Below are 15,931 nucleotides of genomic sequence, written 5' to 3'. Positions count from 1 at the left end.
AGCGTTACTTCGCTTTAATGACTCCGGCAATAGATACACGTGTTTCATCCATAATTTTCACATTGGCTGGAACCTGAATATCACGCACAAGGATAGTCTCACCTACATCAAGTTCACTGACATCAACGGTAAAATCATTTGGCAAGTTTTCTGCTGTACATTTAACTGCTAAACGTTTTTTAGATTGAATTAAAACACCTTTGTTTTTTGTACCTTTTGGGATACCTACGGTTTTAACGGGAACCAAATATTTTGTTAAAACACCTGGAAGTGCGATTCTTAAATCAACATGTAAAAGATTGCTGTTTACAGGGTCTCTTTGGTAATCTTGAATCACGACATTGTACTCAGTACCCGCAACTTTAACAGGGAAAATGAGACTGTCTTTGCTCTTTGCTGCTTTGATGAATTCGTTTGCTTTAAATGCAGCATTGATGTTTTGTTCACCCTTACCGTAAATATTAGCAATTAGATATCCATCTCTACGAAGCGCTTTGGTAGCCTTTTTTTCGATACTATCTCTAATGATGCCTTCTAACATGGTTTTCCTTTTTTGAAAATAAGGGAATGATTTTACCCAAAAAAACCTAAAATCTCTCTAAATATCTACCACACTACTGTTTTAAACCGATAATATCTTTATCATACGTTTTGAGCTCACTTAAATTCACAGGTGCTTCATTTTTACGTTTATCTTTTTGCGTTTTTTCAGCATCATAAAAATCTAATGCCATGGTAATATCATTGCGACTCGTCGATGCTTTAATCGCTTCACTACGCTCAATTCTTCCCTCTGCATAAAGCTCTAAAAGCGCTTGATCAAAGGTTTGCGTTTTATACACCTCTTTTCCTTCTTTTAAAGCATCAGGAATTTCCATCTCTCGACCCTCTAAAATTAACGCTTCAATCCGTGCATTTTTCACCAAAACTTCTACGGCAGCAGTACGACCTCTCTCCACAGTTTTAACCAATCGTTGCGCAATAACCCCTTGTAAAACAGAGGCTAAAGACATTTTGATGCGGTTTTGCTCACTGCCAGGAAACATACCAATAATACGACCAATCGTCTCTTTGGCATCAACGGTATGAAGTGTTGAAAGCACTAAATGCCCCGTTTCAGCAGCATGCATCGCTGTTTCAATGGTCTCCAAATCACGCATTTCCCCGACCAAAATAACATCAGGGTCTTCACGAAGCGCCGCACGAAGGGCGTCTGCAAAAGAGAGAGCATCTTGACCAATAGCACGTTGATTGACCACACACGACTCATCTTTATAGATAAACTCCACAGGATCTTCAATCGTAATAATATGCTTCTTTTGGTTTTTATTAATACGGTTAATCATTGAAGCCAGTGTGGTTGTCTTTCCTGAACCTGTCGGTCCTGTAACCAAAACAAGTCCCCGTGATAAATCACATAAAGAGTTGAGTACTTCTGGTAAATGCAAGGATTCAACGGTAGGCAAAACCATAGGAATCGTTCTAAAAACAGCAGAAACGCCATCCACTTGAAAAAACATATTGACACGAAAGCGATATTCATCGTTGAGTTTAAAGGTGAAGTCAATGTTTTTCTTTTCCACAAACTCAGGGAAACGTCCACGAAGAAGCTCCTTAGCTAACGTAAGACCCTCTTGATAAGCTAAAACCTCTTTTGAAAAAGGGAGGATTTCACCATTGATACGCCCCCGAATACTCGTTCCTGTTTTTACATGTAAATCACTTCCACCATGCTCAACCAATTTACTCAAGTAAAACTTAAGCTTTTTAGTCATTTCAAACGTGAGTTCACTGACATTAACACTCTCAGCCATGCCTTCTCCTTTGACTATTTGAGTTCGTTTAAAATCTCCACAAAAGCCTCTTTAAAAGCGTGTAATCCCTCTTCTATCAATTCATCACACACGCCTTGCAAATTAATTTCATTGGCGGCAAGTGCGTTAAAAAAATTTTCAATCATCTCAGGTGTGTATTCAATAGGTTTTACCTCTTCTGCCATTACAAACGCATGAATCGTATTTAAAGGCGCTGTATTGATAGCATTTTTCACCAAAAGTTCTTGAATATAATAGTCTGCTCGTAAACTCTCCCCTTTGACCCCTGTGCTTGCAAAAAGGGCTCTTACATTTGGAAGTCCTTCTGCTTCAATAACATCATAACAGCGCAATGCATTCATAATACCCACACGTCCTGTTGGAAAATCAATCGCAGCTAGCTTTTCATCTAACTTTCGGTCAAAACGACTCACAAAAATACTAATCACCGCAGAAGGGAAAGTTTGACTACCTTTTTCTTTTAAAGTGTCATTGGCACGTTTAAACGCTTCTAAACACCCTTTAGTCTGTTTTTCTGAAAAAATAAGGGTCGCATTGACATGAATACCTTGACTCAAAAGTGCTTCCATTGCTACAAATCCTGCTTCTGTTGCAGGAACTTTAATCATCACATTCGGATAGCCAATGGTCTTAAAAAGACGCTGACCCTCTTCAATGGTGGCATTGGCATCATCACATAAAAAAGGATCGACCTCAATGCTAATAAACCCATCATCTCCTTTTTGATACGAATCCAAAAGCAAAGAAGCCGCTTTTTGAATATCTTCAATGGCGAGTGCCTCATAAATTGCTTTAGGAGCTTGCCCTTGCACCAACGCTTTAGAATGCGCATACGCAGGAGAGCCCAAAAACGCTGCCTTAAAAATAGAAGGATTGCTGGTCGCCGCATTGACAATCTTTTTTTCAATCAAACTCGAAAACTCATTCTCTAAAAAACTTCTCTCAACAAAATCACACCATAACGAAAATTTTAATTCATTGTTATACATACTTCACACTCTTTTCTAAATAAATTCAAGAAGATTGCGCATATCTTTCTCATCAATTACAATATTTGCGGCACTCTTCAAAATAGGTTTGGCACAAAATGCCACTTTTTTACTCGCATGTTCAAACATCGACAAATCATTGGCTCCATCACCCACCGCCATTGTATTTTCCTCTGTTACATGTAAAAGATTTTGCACCCTTCTTAACATGTCACCCTTGGAAAATCCAAACATCATATCGCCACCCACAAGCCCGCTTAAGTGATTGTCTCTTACATGTAAAATATTCGCAAAGTCCGCATCAAAGCCTAAAATCGCTTTGGCAGGCGTTGTGCCTATACGAAATCCTCCACTAAAGACTATCACGGTATACCCATTGGCTTTGAGTCCTGCAATCGCATCACATGCGCCATTCATTAAAGGTAAATGAGCACAAATCTCTTCGGCTTTTCTCGCATTCATCCCTTTTAAAAGTCCGACACGGGTCGTTAAACTCTCAAAGAAATCAAGCTCTCCACGCATCGCTGCTTCCGTAATCGCACAGACCTCTTTTTCTACCCCATGCTCTTTTGCTAAAAAATCTATCGTTTCACCATCCATGAGGGTTGAATCAAAATCAAACACACACAATTTCATTCTCATTGCTCCTTCATTACGAATAAAGGGTTTATTATAGCACTCCAAACCTTAGGCAACATTCCAACACGTTTTCGGTTATAATACAAAAAAATTAATCGTACGGATAGCCTTATGTTAGAATCTTTTATTGAAAAACTCAAACATGATAGCCTCTTAACGCTAGAGACAACACCCATTCATGAGCCTACATTTGAGCCTATTATTGAGAAAATTGCACAGCTTGGGTTGGATAAAAAAGTGGATGGTTTTAGCACCACCGATAACCCCTTAGCCCGTTTGAAATACAACGCACTTTTTGGTGCTTTAAAACTGCAAAATCGTTTTCATAAACCGGTTATTGCAACCATGAGCATGCGTGATCGCAACAAATTAGCCCTTCAATCAGACCTTTTAGGCGCTAATGAAAACGACCTTCGCACCATTTTATGCCTTACAGGTGATCCAGCAAGTGCGAGTGATCAACCTGCTCTTAAAGGTGTTTTTGAGGGAAATAGCACCCTTTTAATGGATATTATTCAATGCTTTAATGCAGGGATTGATTATTCAGGCAAACCTTTTAAAACACAACCAAAACCCATTTATCCCTTTGCGGTTTGTAACGCTCACGCCAACACACCTCGTCATTTAATGAAAAAAATGGCAACAAAAATGAGTCATGGAGCCGTAGGCATTATCACCCAGCCTGTCTACAGTATGGAAAATGCTACCATGCTTGTAGAACTCTTAAAAGAGGCGAAAAAAGAGATAGGAAAAGAGACGCATGAGGCCGAGCTTATTTTAGGATTTTTCCCGATTATCAAGCTACGTACTGCTCAATTTTTGAGCGCGCACGTTCCAGGAGTGCATGTTCCCACACTTTGGATGGAAAAACTAGCCCATGCGAAAAAAATCAGTGAAGCAGAAGAACATAAAGTCGGTTTTGAACTTTCACTCCAAACATTTCGTATGCTGAAAAAAGTTCACCCTAAAATTCATATGATGAGTGCGAATAACTTTGAGTTAATTGCAGATTTATTAGCAGATTAATCTTTACATGTAAAGAGCTAAACCTTCTGGCTTAGCTCTTACAGAGATTTAAAAATCACGTTTTAAAAGCGCTTCAACCTTTAAAATCGTCAAAATACTTTCCTCTCGCATACCAATACCATAAACTAATCCTTTTTCCGCATGAATCGTCTCAGGTGGTGGTCCAATACGACTGCTTTTAATACGAATCGCCTCGGTGAGTCTATCAATCACAAATCCAGCGGTATTATCATGCCCTTTCATCACAATATAGCGTGTATCCTCTGTTGGCTTAACGGAGTCCATTTTAAATTTACGGCGCAAATCAATCAAAGGAATGACACTTCCTCGAAGATTAAAGACACCTAAAATATAATCAGGCACACTCGGAACTCTGGTATATTCAATCGGTTTAATAATCTCTTGAATACTCAAAATAGGCACTGCGTACTCTTCTTGACCAATTATAAATCCAACGAGTTGAACAACATCATCCTCTTTTTTATAAGGCTCATCAATCTGTTTTTGTTGTTTTTGGATAATTTGATTTAATTTATCATTCATCGCACTACCGCCTATAATTTAATATTTTTTCGAACAACACTCTCAAGGTATTCTGGAGAGTAAGGTTTCGTGATATATTCACTCATGCCTGATTCAACACCTCTGAGTCTATCTGATTTTGAGGTACGAGAAGTCACCGCGATAAGTGGAAGATTTTTATATTTTGAATACTTACGAATTTCACCTGCAAGTGTGTACCCATCCATGCGTGGCATTTCAATATCAATCAACACCGCATCAATACTGTGTTCTGAGGATTTAATCATATTGAGTGCTTCTTGACCGTTGCTTGCCTCAATGGTTTTAACCCCAATCGGTTCCATTGATTTTTTCATAATGTTTCTATCCATGGCACTATCATCCACCACTAAGACCACATAATCACTTGGGACGCTCTTCGTCTTAACAACTGTTTCTGCACTGGCACGAATATCAACATTAATCCCTTTAGCAAGATTCATCAATGCTGCAACATCCACAATCAATGTCACACGACCATCGCCTCGAATCGTAGCTCCTGCAATGCCTTCAATCCCTTGCAAATAATCTCCTAGAGATTTAATAACAATCTCCTCTTGACCCACTAAAGTATCGACCACAATGCCTAGCTTTGACTCGGCAAGTCCTATGACAACGACATAGGTATGTTCACCACCTTCATAGACCTGTTTAACACCAAAAATATCAGAGAGACGAACCAAAGAGAGCACTTCATCTCGAAGTCTTAAAACATTTTTACCCTCAATCGTGTAAATCTCATCGAGTGGGATACGCACAGTCTCTAAAACAGAGGCTAAAGGAATCGCATAATACTCTTCTTGCGCCCCAACCAATAAAGCTTGAATAATGGCAAGGGTTAATGGAATCTTCAAACGAATCACCGTTCCATGACCTACCTCACTATCCACATCAATAATACCATTGAGTTTTTCAATATTGGTCTTAACAACGTCCATACCCACGCCACGACCTGAAACGTTGGTCACGACTTTCGCCGTAGAAAGTGAAGGTTTAAAGATAAGCGCATACGCCTCTTTATCACTCATACCATCCGCTTCTCGCTCGGTAATCATCCCTTTTTCAATCGCTTTTGAACGGAGTAAATCAGGATCTAAACCTTTACCATCATCGGTAATTTCAATGACAATATTATTGCCCTCATTGTACGCTTTAAGCTGAATGAGTCCCGTATCAGGTTTACCTTTTGCACGTCTGCTCTCGACATCTTCGATACCATGATCGCATGAGTTTCGAATAATATGTACCAATGGATCACCAATCTCTTCAACAATGGATTTATCCAGTTCTGTTTCCTCACCTGAAATTTCAAGCTCAATTTGTTTACCCAGTTCACGAGAAAGATCACGTACCATGCGTGGAAATTTATTGAACACTTTGGCAATCGGAAGCATTCTGGTTTTCATCACCGCAATTTGTAAGTCAGTAGTGACCAAAGAAATAGACGAGACGACTTGATTGAGTTCTTCAAGAAACTTCTCACCCTCATAACGCTCTTCCACATCGTCATAAATTTTAAGCAATCTATTTTTACCTAAAACCAACTCCCCAATTAAATTCATCAAGTGGTCAAGTCGTTTGACCTCAACACGAATCGTTTGTTCCATAGAACTGGATGCATCTTTTTTCGCAGGGGCATTGTTTTCATTACTTGCAGCACGTTTAACGGGTTCAGAGGCTTTTGGTATCTCTTTTTCATCCTCATTCTCTTCATCCAAAAGCGAAGAAACAGGTGTTGGCGTTGATGCAGCAGGTTTTGCACTGTGTTGTTTGCGCTGACGATCCTCTTCTTTACGCATTTTAAGAAGTCTCTCAATCTCGTCTTCCACCTCTTTATCGCTGAGTTTTGAATAATCAACATTATCCTCATTCATCGGTGTTTCCACAGGATCCATCTGAACAGGTGCCGCTGGTGCACGTACTTCTTCTCCATTTGAAATTAAATCCAAACGATGACAAATATCCGTGATATCAATACCAATAGAAGTATCATTGCCATGGTCACGAATCGCATGAAGTAAGCTTTTCATTAAGTCAATCGACTCTAAAACCACATCCATAACATCGTGTGTGAGCTTAAGTTCACCATGACGTGCCTTATTTAAGACATCTTCCATATGGTGTGTAAGACCTGTAAGGATATCAAAATTTAAAAACGATGATGACCCTTTAATCGTATGTGCCACCCTAAAAATGCTATTAAGCAGTTCCAAATCATCAGGATTTGACTCTAGCTCTACCAAATTTTGATCAAGTTGTTCAATAAGTTCGAACGCTTCAACCAAAAAATCTTCTAAAATTTCTTGAATATCTTCCATCGTTCTACCCCTATTGTGCTGTTTTCACATGTGCTTTGATGACTTTTGAGACTTCTTTATAGAAGATACCCGCATCAAACTTGGTTAAATAGGCTTCACCGCCCGCCTCTTTGCCTCTAATCTCACTAAAATGATCGCTAATAGATGAGTTAAAAACAATCGGAATATTTTTAAACCTTGGGTCTTCTTTGACATTGGCAGCAAAGTGAAACCCATCCATTTGAGGCATTTCCACATCACTAATGATAATTTTAACCACATCGGTTAAATCCTCATGATAGTTTGCGTATAACTCATTTAGTCTCTCTAAGCCTTCCATGCCGTCTTTTGCCTCGACCACACGCATACCCATTTTACGAAGTGCATCACTGACCAGTTTTCGAGCGGTCATACTGTCATCCAAAATCAACGCTGTACCATCAATTTTTTGAATTTGATCATCTTCCACATCAATTTTTGGCTGGTAAATACCCAAAGATTGTACAACGCTTTCAAGGTCTAAAATCAACAAAACCTCATCGTTTTCAATCCGTGTCACACCCGTAATCTGACTCTTATCCAGTGAGCCCATCCCTGCGACAAACGATGCTGGTTCGATATCTTTCCAACTAATACGACGAATACGTTTCGCCTCATGAACAACAAAACCAATTAAAATATCGCTAAATTCGGTAATAATAATACGTGGTTTAATCGACCCATCATCAGGCTCTTTGATGTTCATCCATTTGGCAAGATTGACCACAGGAATCACAATCCCACGCAAATCAAAAATTCCCTCAATATAATCAGGAACACCTGGAAGTTCTGTAAGATTAGGGATTTTGATGATTTCGCGCACTTTGGCGACATTCACACCATAAATTCCCTCATATACCCCGTTTTCTTCCTTTTTAAAAATACGGAAGTCAACCAGCTCCATCTCATTAGAGCCTACTTTTAAAATACTTTCTTTCGCCATTACTGCCCCTTATTGACTTGGACATGACCTCAATTGCATGGGTGCAAATGGTGTCTCTAGTGAGGATTGTACACTAAAGTAGCTTTGATTGCACGCAAAAGATGAAAAATTTATATAATGCACACCAGATACCATAAAAGCGTGATTCTGATGGTAATGACCTTCTGCGATCACCTCCGCTTTAGGGTAGAAAGAGAGCTTGCGTTGTATGAGCGTTGTAAAATGAGGAATACGTTTGCATAAGTTCTTTTGAGTTTGGGATTTTTCAATCGCCTTTGAAATGGCTCCATGACTTAACCCATCACAGCCATTTAAAAAACGCAACATCAGAGGATTTCGAATCAAAGCCGTGTAGAGACGGTTGAGCCAATCGTTACCGTATTTATCACCATGCAGTAACAAACAGCTTTGTCCGCTAGGAAGTTTACATGTAAGAGGTTGTTGAGAAAGAGGTATCACCTTTACATGGTTAAAGAGTTTTGAGAGACAAAAGTCATGATTGCCCTCAAAATAGTACACCTCACAGCTCTGTGCAATCTCTTCTAAGAGGGCAATATAGTGGGCGTATTGCTTGACGCCATGACGCACTTCACCAACCAATAGATCAAACATATCGCCCATTAAAAAGAGTTGGGGTGGAGGATCTTTCTTTACATGTAAAAGGTATTCAAAGAAAAAGGAGCGCTGAGAGCTATCGTGCGCATCGGCGATAAAATGCGCTCCTTCACGAATGACAAGATTAGGGGACATACGCAATGATGGGGATTCCAGCGCTCTCTTCAAACCCACACATAAGGTTGGCATTCACCACTGCTTGAGAAGAAGCGCCTCTTAAAAGATTGTCGATCGCTGAAGAGACAAAAAGTGATGTCCCTTTTTGGGTCACAAACAAATCACAAAAGTTCGTTCCTGCCACCGACTTAATATCCACAGGATTTTCTCTTACTCTCACAAAACGAGCCTCTTTGTAAAAAGATTGAAGGACGGCTTTAGCATCAATCACTTCACTCGTTTGCAAATACGCACTCACCAACATCCCTCGACTCACAGGCAAAAGATGGGGAATAAAATTGACCTCGTAAGCGTGTCCACTCGCTTGAGCAATCTTTTCTGCAATCTCTGGCTCATGACGGTGTTTGAGAGGATTGTAAGCAAAAATATTCTCATTAATCGTAACAAAATGCGATGTTTGAGAGAGTTTTTTACCCGCACCCGAGACCCCACTTTTTGCATCAAGAAAAATGGGTGCGTCTTTTTTAAGATACGAAAGAAACGGTAAAACCGCTAAGAGTGAAGCGGTAGGGTAACAGCCGGGATTGGCAATCAAACGAGCTGCTTTAATTTTCTCTTTATGAATCTCAGGAAGCCCATAGACCGCCTCTTGAAGATGCTCTTTATCTTGATGTTCACAGTAGTGTTTTTCATAGGCTTCAAGCTCTAAACGATAATCCGCTGAGAGATCAACTACCTTTACATGTAACTCTAAAAGTTCTTTGGCAAAGCCCATCGCCGCTTGATGAGGAAGGGCTAAAAATGCCAAATCCGCATGTTTTGCTACCTCTTTAGCATCGGCTTTAAGCACCTCTTGTTCAAAGACACCCACCAAACTTGGATGCAATGCACTCGCCTTAACGCCACCCTCTGTGGTGGCAATATAGGTAATCTCAAAATGTGGATGAGAAATGAGCATTTTAATCAGCTCTAAGCCTGTATACCCACTCGCCCCAATAATCGCGACTCTCATTTAGATTTTACCTCAAAGCTAATTTCACAATACGTAATGTTTAAAATGGCATACTCTTGCGTTCCTACGGGCAATTTAATCATCACTTCCTCATCCACACAACGCCCCATCAACTGTTTAGAAAGCGGTGAATGATACGAAATTAGCCCTAAATCAGGATTGCTCTCCGTACTGCCTACAATACTATACGTTACCTCTTCATTGGTTTCTAAATTCTCTAGCGTAATGGTTGAGCCAAAACGCACTTTGTCATGCTCATACGTGCTAGGGTCAATCACTTGCGAGCGCGATACCAAATCGCTGAGTTCTGCAATACGAGAATCAATAAACGCCAATTTCTCTTTCGCCGCATGGTATTCCGCATTCTCTTTTAAATCGCCGTGGCTTCGTGCGATATCAAGCTCTATCACCGTCTCTGGACGTTGTCTTTTTTTTAAGTCACTCAGTTCATCGGTTAATTTTTTATAGCCATATTCAGTCATCGGTTCTTTAGTATTCATTCGTATACTCCTTATATCCTTCCAATAATTATGCCTTAATAATACTTATCATTGCCTCTGTGGCACCGTGCTTTAACATGCCTCGAAGCTCCTTTGCCTGTATTAAAAATGCCTCTTTATCGACATTTTTATAAGCGTGAAGCAAACCCTCAACACTCACCTCTTCTTGCAAAAGCTCTTCATGCAAAGCAGATTTATGGGCAAAATCAAATAAAATATTGGCTAAGCCCACATGCCTCAATTTCACAAAATGTTTCGCAATCCAAAAATCAATCGCTTTAGCCCTGTAAGCCAATACAAATGGCACACCAACCAGTGCGGCTTCAAGGGTTGCTGTGCCCGAACAAATAAAGGCAAACTCGCTTTTGGCAAATGCCTCATAAGTATTTCTACAGATTTTAAAATCGTGAATATCCCCGTAAATTTCAGCAATCTCTCGATAATCAAAATGAGGGGGAATCACCAAAATCTTCTCCTTATCTACCAACTTAGCTGCCACCTCTTTATAAATGGGAAAGAGCGTTTTAATCTCACTTTTACGACTTCCTGGTAAAAAGGCAACCACGCCACTCGTGTCACATTGAAGTTTAAAGAGTGGAATCTCATCTAAAAGAGGATTGCCCACATAAGTCGATTTGGTGTAAAACTGATCTTCAAAAGGAAAAATGGAGGCTAAAACATCGCAATAACGCTGCATCGCTTTAACACGTTTGGGTTTCCACGCCCACACTTTGGGCAAGATATAATAAATAATTGGCACATTGGGATTAATTGTTTTAATCGCTTTGGCTAAAGGCAAATTAAACGCAGGTGAATCAATTAAAATAACTTTATCCACGAAAAAACTCATCCGAGCCATAATTTTTATCGCTTTTTTAGCCTTACGAATTTTAGGCAATGCGTCTAGAAAACCCATAATGGAAAATGCTTTTGAAGGCATCACGGGGTTACCAAAACGTTCATCAAAAACGCCATAAATTTCGCACCCCTCTATTCCATTTAAAATAGGCTCTAAATGGAGATTGGCGGAGGGTTCAAGCGCAGAAATCAATAATTTCACAACAGTGCCTTTTTTAATTCTTTATGACGAAGTCTATACAAAAATCTCTTAAAAATAGACTCGCTTTTGTGCTTTAAAGGAAGTCTAACATAAGTCTCTTTCGTTATAATATCCCAAAAACAAGGTTTATAAATGAAACGCATTTTAATTACGAATGATGATGGTTTTGAAAGTGCAGGGCTTCACGCACTTGCTCGTGCGCTTCGTCCTTTAGGGCATGTGACTATTGTCGCTCCAAGTTCTGAAAAATCTGCCTGCGGACACTCCCTTACCCTGACCCGTCCGCTTCGTTTTATCTCTCTTGAAGATGACTTTTTTAAACTCGATGATGGCACACCCACGGATTGTATCTACCTCTCATTGAACGCTCTTTTTGAAGGTTCAAACAAACCCGACCTCATTGTAAGTGGCATCAATAAAGGCTCCAATTTAGGCGAGGACATTACGTACAGCGGAACAGCCAGTGCGGCTATGGAAGGCGCTTTGCACGGTATTCCCTCGATTGCGATTTCACAAGTCTATGTGGGAGGGCCTCAAAACATTGAACTCACCCATGGGTATGATTTGGCGGAGAAAACGGTGCATGATTTAGCGAAAAAAATCTTAGAAGGCACATTTCCTCTAAGTGAGCGTCGCTTTTTAAATATCAATATTCCGCCACTCACGCCTGATGAATGTAAAGGGTATAAAATTACCCGTGCGGGGTATCGTATGTATGGCAATGATGCGCACTTGCATCGAAATCCTAGAGGCGAGGAGTATTATTGGCTAGGTGTGCACACGTTAGAGTGGAGAAAGAGTGAAAAAAAGGACTGTGACCTCAGTGCCATTGAAGCGGGATATGTCTCTATTACACCGATTCAGCTCGATATGACTGCGCATGATGAATTAGAAACGTTAAACCACTGGATAGAACATGGATGACCGCTTTACCAGAGTTCGCTCTGTTTTGAATGATGATTTTGAAAAACTCCAAAACGCTCACATTTTACTTTTAGGTGTCGGAGGTGTCGGAAGTGTCTGCTTGGATACACTCTTTCGCACAGGCATTGGGCACATCACTATCGTGGATGATGATGTGTATGACATCACCAATCAAAACCGCCAATTAGGCTCTGAAGCCCTAGGCGAAGTCAAAGTCTTACACCTTGCCTCACTTTATCCCAATATCACACCCATTCACGCACTCATTACGCCAGAATGGGTGGAACACTTTGATTTTTCACTTTACGATGTGGTGATTGATGCCATTGATGATATACCCGCCAAAATTGCCATTGCTCACAAAGTGAGTGAAAAACTTTTAAGCTCCAGTGGCAGTGCCAAAAAAATTGACCCCACCCGCATCCAAACCGCTTCGATTTGGAAAACCCATGGTGATGCGTTAGCGAAAAAAATGCGTTATGAGCTTAAAAAAAGTGGCTTTCAAGGAGATTTTCTCACCGTTTTCTCCGATGAGGAACCTTTGTGCAAAGCGCTAGGAAGCCTAATGTGCGTCACAGGAGCCTTTGGCTTGACACTCGCTTCTCTTGCGATTCGAAAGATTGCGGGGAAAATATAGGCGTTGCATGTTTTACATGTAACGCCTAGTCCTCCTAACTAGAGTTCTTGCAGAGCTCAACTTTTAACTTTTTCATCCTTACATGTAAAACTATTTTTGCACATATGTGCATATTTACTCTTGACATTATGCACATATGTGTATTATAATGGCGAAACCTTATAAGGAAATAGGAACTTTCATGGCTAGAAATCCAAAAGAGAGAGTGGTCAGTCATCCTCCGCTGTTTACAACATTTAAACCAGCAGGAGTGATTGGAGACAAACTTGAAACGATTGTGCTTGAACTCGATGAATACGAAGCGATTCGCTTGGCAGATCATGAGGGATTTGAGCATGAACAAGCATCTGAAGCAATGGGAATTTCACGCTCAACGTTTACACGATTGGTAGAACGTGCGCGTAAAAAAGTAGCTTCAATGCTGATTACTGGATCAAAGCTAACGATTGGTGGTGGGAGTATTCATTTTAAAGAGAATCTTTATCGATGTGTGGAGTGTCGCCATATTTTCAAAGCGAGTCTGCACGAAGAACATGAGCAATGTCCTTTGTGTCACTCGAGCCACTTGGTCAATTTTGCCAGAGGCTTTGGGCATGGACGATGTTGCCACGAAAGAGTTCAAAAATGAGTACTAAAGGCTTGGAATAACCTTATTTTAAACCATTTTTATCCCCTGATAAGATGAAAATGGTACGATCAATAACAAAGGAAACAAAATGTTTGGAAGAAACAAAGCGAACCGTTGTGGAAACGGTATGAATCAAAATGGCGGACGTGGTGCAAATATGCGAGGTAACGGCAATCAAGGAAATATGGGTGGTGGTCGAAACAATGGTGGAGCTTTTGGCATGGGTGGCTTTTGTGTCTGCACCAAATGCGGTGAAAAAGTACCTCATGAAAGAGGGGTTAAATGCACCACACAAAAATGCCCTGCATGTGGTCATACCCTTGTGAGAGAAGAACTCGTCCAACAAAAAAACACTGCGGTACAACAATGAAAATAGCCATAGCCAGTGGTAAAGGTGGAACAGGGAAAACAACCCTCTCCACCAATCTTGCAACATTTTTAGGGGAGAGTCAAAGCACTGTTTTGGTTGATTTGGATGTGGAAGAACCCAATTCCAATCTTTTTTTACAAGGCGAACTCTTACGCAAAGAGGATAAAATGAAGATGATTCCTCGTTGGGATAGCACTTCATGTACCCTGTGTGGTGAATGCATTGAAAACTGTAATTTTAATGCCCTTCTTTGCCTTGCCAATGAGATTTTAATCTTCCCCAATCTCTGCCACAGCTGTTATGCCTGTTCAGAGCTTTGTCCTATGGGTTCACTGCCGATGGAACCTCAAAAAATGGGCGAACTGAGCCATTTTCTTGCAGGGGATATTGAGTTTGTAGAAGGTCGTTTAAATATCGGAGAGGAACAAGCCGTCTCATTGATTGCGCAGACTAAAAAATATGTTGATCAACATTTTGATGATGAAACCATGAAGCTTTTTGATTCACCTCCAGGGACGTCTTGCCCTGTGATTGAGGCGATTAAAGATGCTGATTTTGTCATTTTAGTGACTGAACCCACTCCTTTTGGTTTGCACGATTTAACCCTTGCGGTTGAGACGACACGCATTTTAGGAAAAGAGTTTGGAGTGGTCATTAACCGTTATGGTATGGGAAATGAAGATGTTGTAGCGTATTGCCAAAGAGAAAACATCCCTATTATTGGAAAAATTCCTCATTTGATTGAAGCAGCAAAGCTCTATTCGGCGGGAAAACTTATCTATAAAGAGATTCCATCTTTCAAAGATGAAATCGAAAAAATAGCTTTACATGTAAAAGCACGTTTTCAAGGAGCTGCGCAATGAAAGAGATTGTCGTCATTTCAGGCAAAGGCGGTACGGGAAAAACCTCCATTACCGCAGCGCTGGCAAGTTTAGCCAAAGATGCATGTGTGGTTGTGGATTGTGATGTAGACGCAGCGGATATGCACCTTTTACTTCAGCCAGATTTTGATCACAAAGAGGATTTTTACAGCGGTGTTTTAGCCCACATTGATCCTGAGACCTGCCGTAATTGCGGACGATGTGCAAAGGTGTGCCGTTTTGATGCGATTGTCTTAGAAAATGGTCGTTATGTTGTGGATGAGCTCTCGTGTGAAGGGTGTGGATACTGTGAAAAAGTGTGCCGACTCAATGCTATTTCGATGAATGAGCGTTTGGCAGGAGCATGGTTTACATCTCAAACCAAATACGGAAGCGACATGGTGCATGCAAAACTGGGTATTGGTGCTGAAAATTCAGGTAAACTGGTCGCTAAAGTTAAAAAAGAGGGCAAAGCCATTGCCTTAGCAAAAAATAAATCGTTGATGATTGTGGATGGCTCACCTGGCATTGGCTGTCCTGTGGTCTCTTCCTTAAGTGGGGCTAACTTTGCCTTACTCGTAACCGAGCCAACGCTTTCAGGGCTACATGATTTAAAACGGGTCTATGAAGTCGTGAAAAAATTTCGTATTAAAGCAGGATGTATTATTAACAAAGCCGATTTAAATCCTGAAGTGTGTGCGCAGATTGAAGCCTTTTTGAGAGAAGAATCCATTTTACATGTAAAGAGTATTCCTTACAACAAAGCCTTTACACAAGCGATGGTTGAAGCAAAAACCATTACCGAATACAGCGATGAGCCTTTAAAAAAGTTACTTGAAGAGAGTTTTGAAACCATAAAAAATACATTAGGAGTATAAA

The 15,931-nt window shown here is 40.4% G+C and carries 18 protein-coding genes; 7 read left to right on the top strand and 11 right to left on the bottom strand.

Going from position 1 to position 15,931, the window contains the following annotated elements; all coding sequences use genetic code 11:
* Positions 1-4 precede the first annotated feature (4 nt).
* The 4 genes from SDEL_RS01085 to serB all read right to left on the bottom strand — a co-directional run bounded on the left by SDEL_RS01085 (position 5) and on the right by serB (position 3,460).
* On the bottom strand, positions 5-541 hold the full coding sequence (locus SDEL_RS01085) for a 50S ribosomal protein L25/general stress protein Ctc (protein ID WP_012856015.1): 537 nt from the start codon (positions 539-541) through the stop codon (positions 5-7).
* 73 nt (positions 542-614) lie between these two features.
* A complete protein-coding gene (locus SDEL_RS01080) occupies positions 615-1,814 on the bottom strand; it encodes a type IV pilus twitching motility protein PilT (RefSeq protein WP_012856014.1) in 1,200 nt (399 codons plus the stop codon).
* Positions 1,815-1,828: 14 nt separating this feature from the next.
* On the bottom strand, positions 1,829-2,824 hold the full coding sequence (locus SDEL_RS01075) for a transaldolase (RefSeq protein WP_012856013.1): 996 nt from the start codon (positions 2,822-2,824) through the stop codon (positions 1,829-1,831).
* A 15-nt stretch (positions 2,825-2,839) separates the two neighbouring features.
* Positions 2,840-3,460: a phosphoserine phosphatase SerB gene (serB, locus tag SDEL_RS01070; protein ID WP_012856012.1), complete on the bottom strand. Its 621-nt coding sequence runs from the start codon at positions 3,458-3,460 to the stop codon at positions 2,840-2,842.
* A 114-nt stretch (positions 3,461-3,574) separates the two neighbouring features.
* On the opposite strand from serB, the gene SDEL_RS01065 reads away from it, so the two are divergent.
* Positions 3,575-4,489: a methylenetetrahydrofolate reductase gene (locus tag SDEL_RS01065; protein WP_012856011.1), complete on the top strand. Its 915-nt coding sequence runs from the start codon at positions 3,575-3,577 to the stop codon at positions 4,487-4,489.
* A 48-nt stretch (positions 4,490-4,537) separates the two neighbouring features.
* Here the strand turns inward: SDEL_RS01065 and SDEL_RS01060 are convergent, their stop codons facing one another.
* Genes SDEL_RS01060 through lpxB form a run of 7 tightly spaced genes read right to left on the bottom strand, consistent with a single transcriptional unit; the run spans position 4,538 to position 11,633 of the window.
* The gene (locus tag SDEL_RS01060; RefSeq protein WP_012856010.1) at positions 4,538-5,032 is read right to left on the bottom strand and encodes a chemotaxis protein CheW; all 495 of its coding nucleotides are present in this window, start codon (positions 5,030-5,032) and stop codon (positions 4,538-4,540) included.
* A gap of 11 nt (positions 5,033-5,043) precedes the next feature.
* A complete protein-coding gene (locus tag SDEL_RS01055) occupies positions 5,044-7,368 on the bottom strand; it encodes a hybrid sensor histidine kinase/response regulator (protein ID WP_012856009.1) in 2,325 nt (774 codons plus the stop codon).
* A 10-nt stretch (positions 7,369-7,378) separates the two neighbouring features.
* Positions 7,379-8,329, bottom strand: coding sequence for a chemotaxis protein (locus SDEL_RS01050; protein ID WP_012856008.1), 951 nt, complete (start codon positions 8,327-8,329; stop codon positions 7,379-7,381).
* Positions 8,330-8,338: 9 nt separating this feature from the next.
* Complete coding sequence (locus SDEL_RS01045) at positions 8,339-9,133, bottom strand: UDP-2,3-diacylglucosamine diphosphatase (protein WP_223295824.1); 795 nt, start codon at positions 9,131-9,133, stop codon at positions 8,339-8,341.
* On the bottom strand, positions 9,069-10,073 hold the full coding sequence (gene argC, locus SDEL_RS01040; RefSeq protein WP_012856006.1) for an N-acetyl-gamma-glutamyl-phosphate reductase: 1,005 nt from the start codon (positions 10,071-10,073) through the stop codon (positions 9,069-9,071). The genes SDEL_RS01045 and argC overlap by 65 nt, the downstream gene beginning before the upstream one ends.
* Positions 10,070-10,573: a transcription elongation factor GreA gene (greA, locus tag SDEL_RS01035; protein ID WP_012856005.1), complete on the bottom strand. Its 504-nt coding sequence runs from the start codon at positions 10,571-10,573 to the stop codon at positions 10,070-10,072. The genes argC and greA overlap by 4 nt, the downstream gene beginning before the upstream one ends.
* A gap of 28 nt (positions 10,574-10,601) precedes the next feature.
* Positions 10,602-11,633, bottom strand: a complete 1,032-nt coding sequence (lpxB, locus tag SDEL_RS01030; RefSeq protein ID WP_012856004.1) for a lipid-A-disaccharide synthase — start codon at positions 11,631-11,633, stop codon at positions 10,602-10,604.
* A 132-nt stretch (positions 11,634-11,765) separates the two neighbouring features.
* Here lpxB and surE point away from each other — a divergent pair, with 132 nt between their 5' ends.
* From surE to SDEL_RS01000, 6 genes are all read left to right on the top strand, one after another.
* Entirely contained in the window at positions 11,766-12,557 is a 792-nt protein-coding gene (gene surE / locus SDEL_RS01025) for a 5'/3'-nucleotidase SurE (protein ID WP_012856003.1), read from the top strand.
* Positions 12,550-13,194 (top strand): tRNA threonylcarbamoyladenosine dehydratase, encoded by a 645-nt coding sequence (locus SDEL_RS01020; protein WP_012856002.1) that lies wholly within the window; start codon positions 12,550-12,552, stop codon positions 13,192-13,194. Before surE ends, SDEL_RS01020 begins: the two co-directional genes overlap by 8 nt.
* Before the next feature lie 181 nt (positions 13,195-13,375).
* A complete protein-coding gene (locus tag SDEL_RS01015; RefSeq protein WP_012856001.1) occupies positions 13,376-13,822 on the top strand; it encodes a DUF134 domain-containing protein in 447 nt (148 codons plus the stop codon).
* Positions 13,823-13,910: 88 nt separating this feature from the next.
* A complete protein-coding gene (locus tag SDEL_RS01010; RefSeq protein ID WP_012856000.1) occupies positions 13,911-14,192 on the top strand; it encodes a hypothetical protein in 282 nt (93 codons plus the stop codon).
* Complete coding sequence (locus SDEL_RS01005; protein ID WP_012855999.1) at positions 14,189-15,055, top strand: ATP-binding protein; 867 nt, start codon at positions 14,189-14,191, stop codon at positions 15,053-15,055. Before SDEL_RS01010 ends, SDEL_RS01005 begins: the two co-directional genes overlap by 4 nt.
* Complete coding sequence (locus SDEL_RS01000) at positions 15,052-15,930, top strand: ATP-binding protein (protein ID WP_012855998.1); 879 nt, start codon at positions 15,052-15,054, stop codon at positions 15,928-15,930. Before SDEL_RS01005 ends, SDEL_RS01000 begins: the two co-directional genes overlap by 4 nt.
* Position 15,931 lies beyond the last annotated feature (1 nt).

Origin of the sequence: Sulfurospirillum deleyianum DSM 6946 (genome assembly GCF_000024885.1) — a bacterium.
Classification (GTDB): Bacteria; Campylobacterota; Campylobacteria; order Campylobacterales; family Sulfurospirillaceae; genus Sulfurospirillum; species Sulfurospirillum deleyianum.
Note: the sequence above shows the minus strand (reverse complement) of the source record. Positions and strands in the feature narration are given on the sequence as shown.

Coding starts and splice junctions, on each gene's coding strand:
- SDEL_RS01085 (WP_012856015.1), bottom strand. CDS start 541: ATGTTAGAAGGCATCATTAGAGATAGTATCGAAAAAAAGGCTACCAAA.
- SDEL_RS01080 (WP_012856014.1), bottom strand. CDS start 1,814: ATGGCTGAGAGTGTTAATGTCAGTGAACTCACGTTTGAAATGACTAAA.
- SDEL_RS01075 (WP_012856013.1), bottom strand. CDS start 2,824: ATGTATAACAATGAATTAAAATTTTCGTTATGGTGTGATTTTGTTGAG.
- serB (WP_012856012.1), bottom strand. CDS start 3,460: ATGAAATTGTGTGTGTTTGATTTTGATTCAACCCTCATGGATGGTGAA.
- SDEL_RS01065 (WP_012856011.1), top strand. CDS start 3,575: ATGTTAGAATCTTTTATTGAAAAACTCAAACATGATAGCCTCTTAACG.
- SDEL_RS01060 (WP_012856010.1), bottom strand. CDS start 5,032: ATGAATGATAAATTAAATCAAATTATCCAAAAACAACAAAAACAGATT.
- SDEL_RS01055 (WP_012856009.1), bottom strand. CDS start 7,368: ATGGAAGATATTCAAGAAATTTTAGAAGATTTTTTGGTTGAAGCGTTC.
- SDEL_RS01050 (WP_012856008.1), bottom strand. CDS start 8,329: ATGGCGAAAGAAAGTATTTTAAAAGTAGGCTCTAATGAGATGGAGCTG.
- SDEL_RS01045 (WP_223295824.1), bottom strand. CDS start 9,133: ATGCCAACCTTATGTGTGGGTTTGAAGAGAGCGCTGGAATCCCCATCA.
- argC (WP_012856006.1), bottom strand. CDS start 10,073: ATGAGAGTCGCGATTATTGGGGCGAGTGGGTATACAGGCTTAGAGCTG.
- greA (WP_012856005.1), bottom strand. CDS start 10,573: ATGAATACTAAAGAACCGATGACTGAATATGGCTATAAAAAATTAACC.
- surE (WP_012856003.1), top strand. CDS start 11,766: ATGAAACGCATTTTAATTACGAATGATGATGGTTTTGAAAGTGCAGGG.
- SDEL_RS01020 (WP_012856002.1), top strand. CDS start 12,550: ATGGATGACCGCTTTACCAGAGTTCGCTCTGTTTTGAATGATGATTTT.
- SDEL_RS01015 (WP_012856001.1), top strand. CDS start 13,376: ATGGCTAGAAATCCAAAAGAGAGAGTGGTCAGTCATCCTCCGCTGTTT.
- SDEL_RS01010 (WP_012856000.1), top strand. CDS start 13,911: ATGTTTGGAAGAAACAAAGCGAACCGTTGTGGAAACGGTATGAATCAA.
- SDEL_RS01005 (WP_012855999.1), top strand. CDS start 14,189: ATGAAAATAGCCATAGCCAGTGGTAAAGGTGGAACAGGGAAAACAACC.
- SDEL_RS01000 (WP_012855998.1), top strand. CDS start 15,052: ATGAAAGAGATTGTCGTCATTTCAGGCAAAGGCGGTACGGGAAAAACC.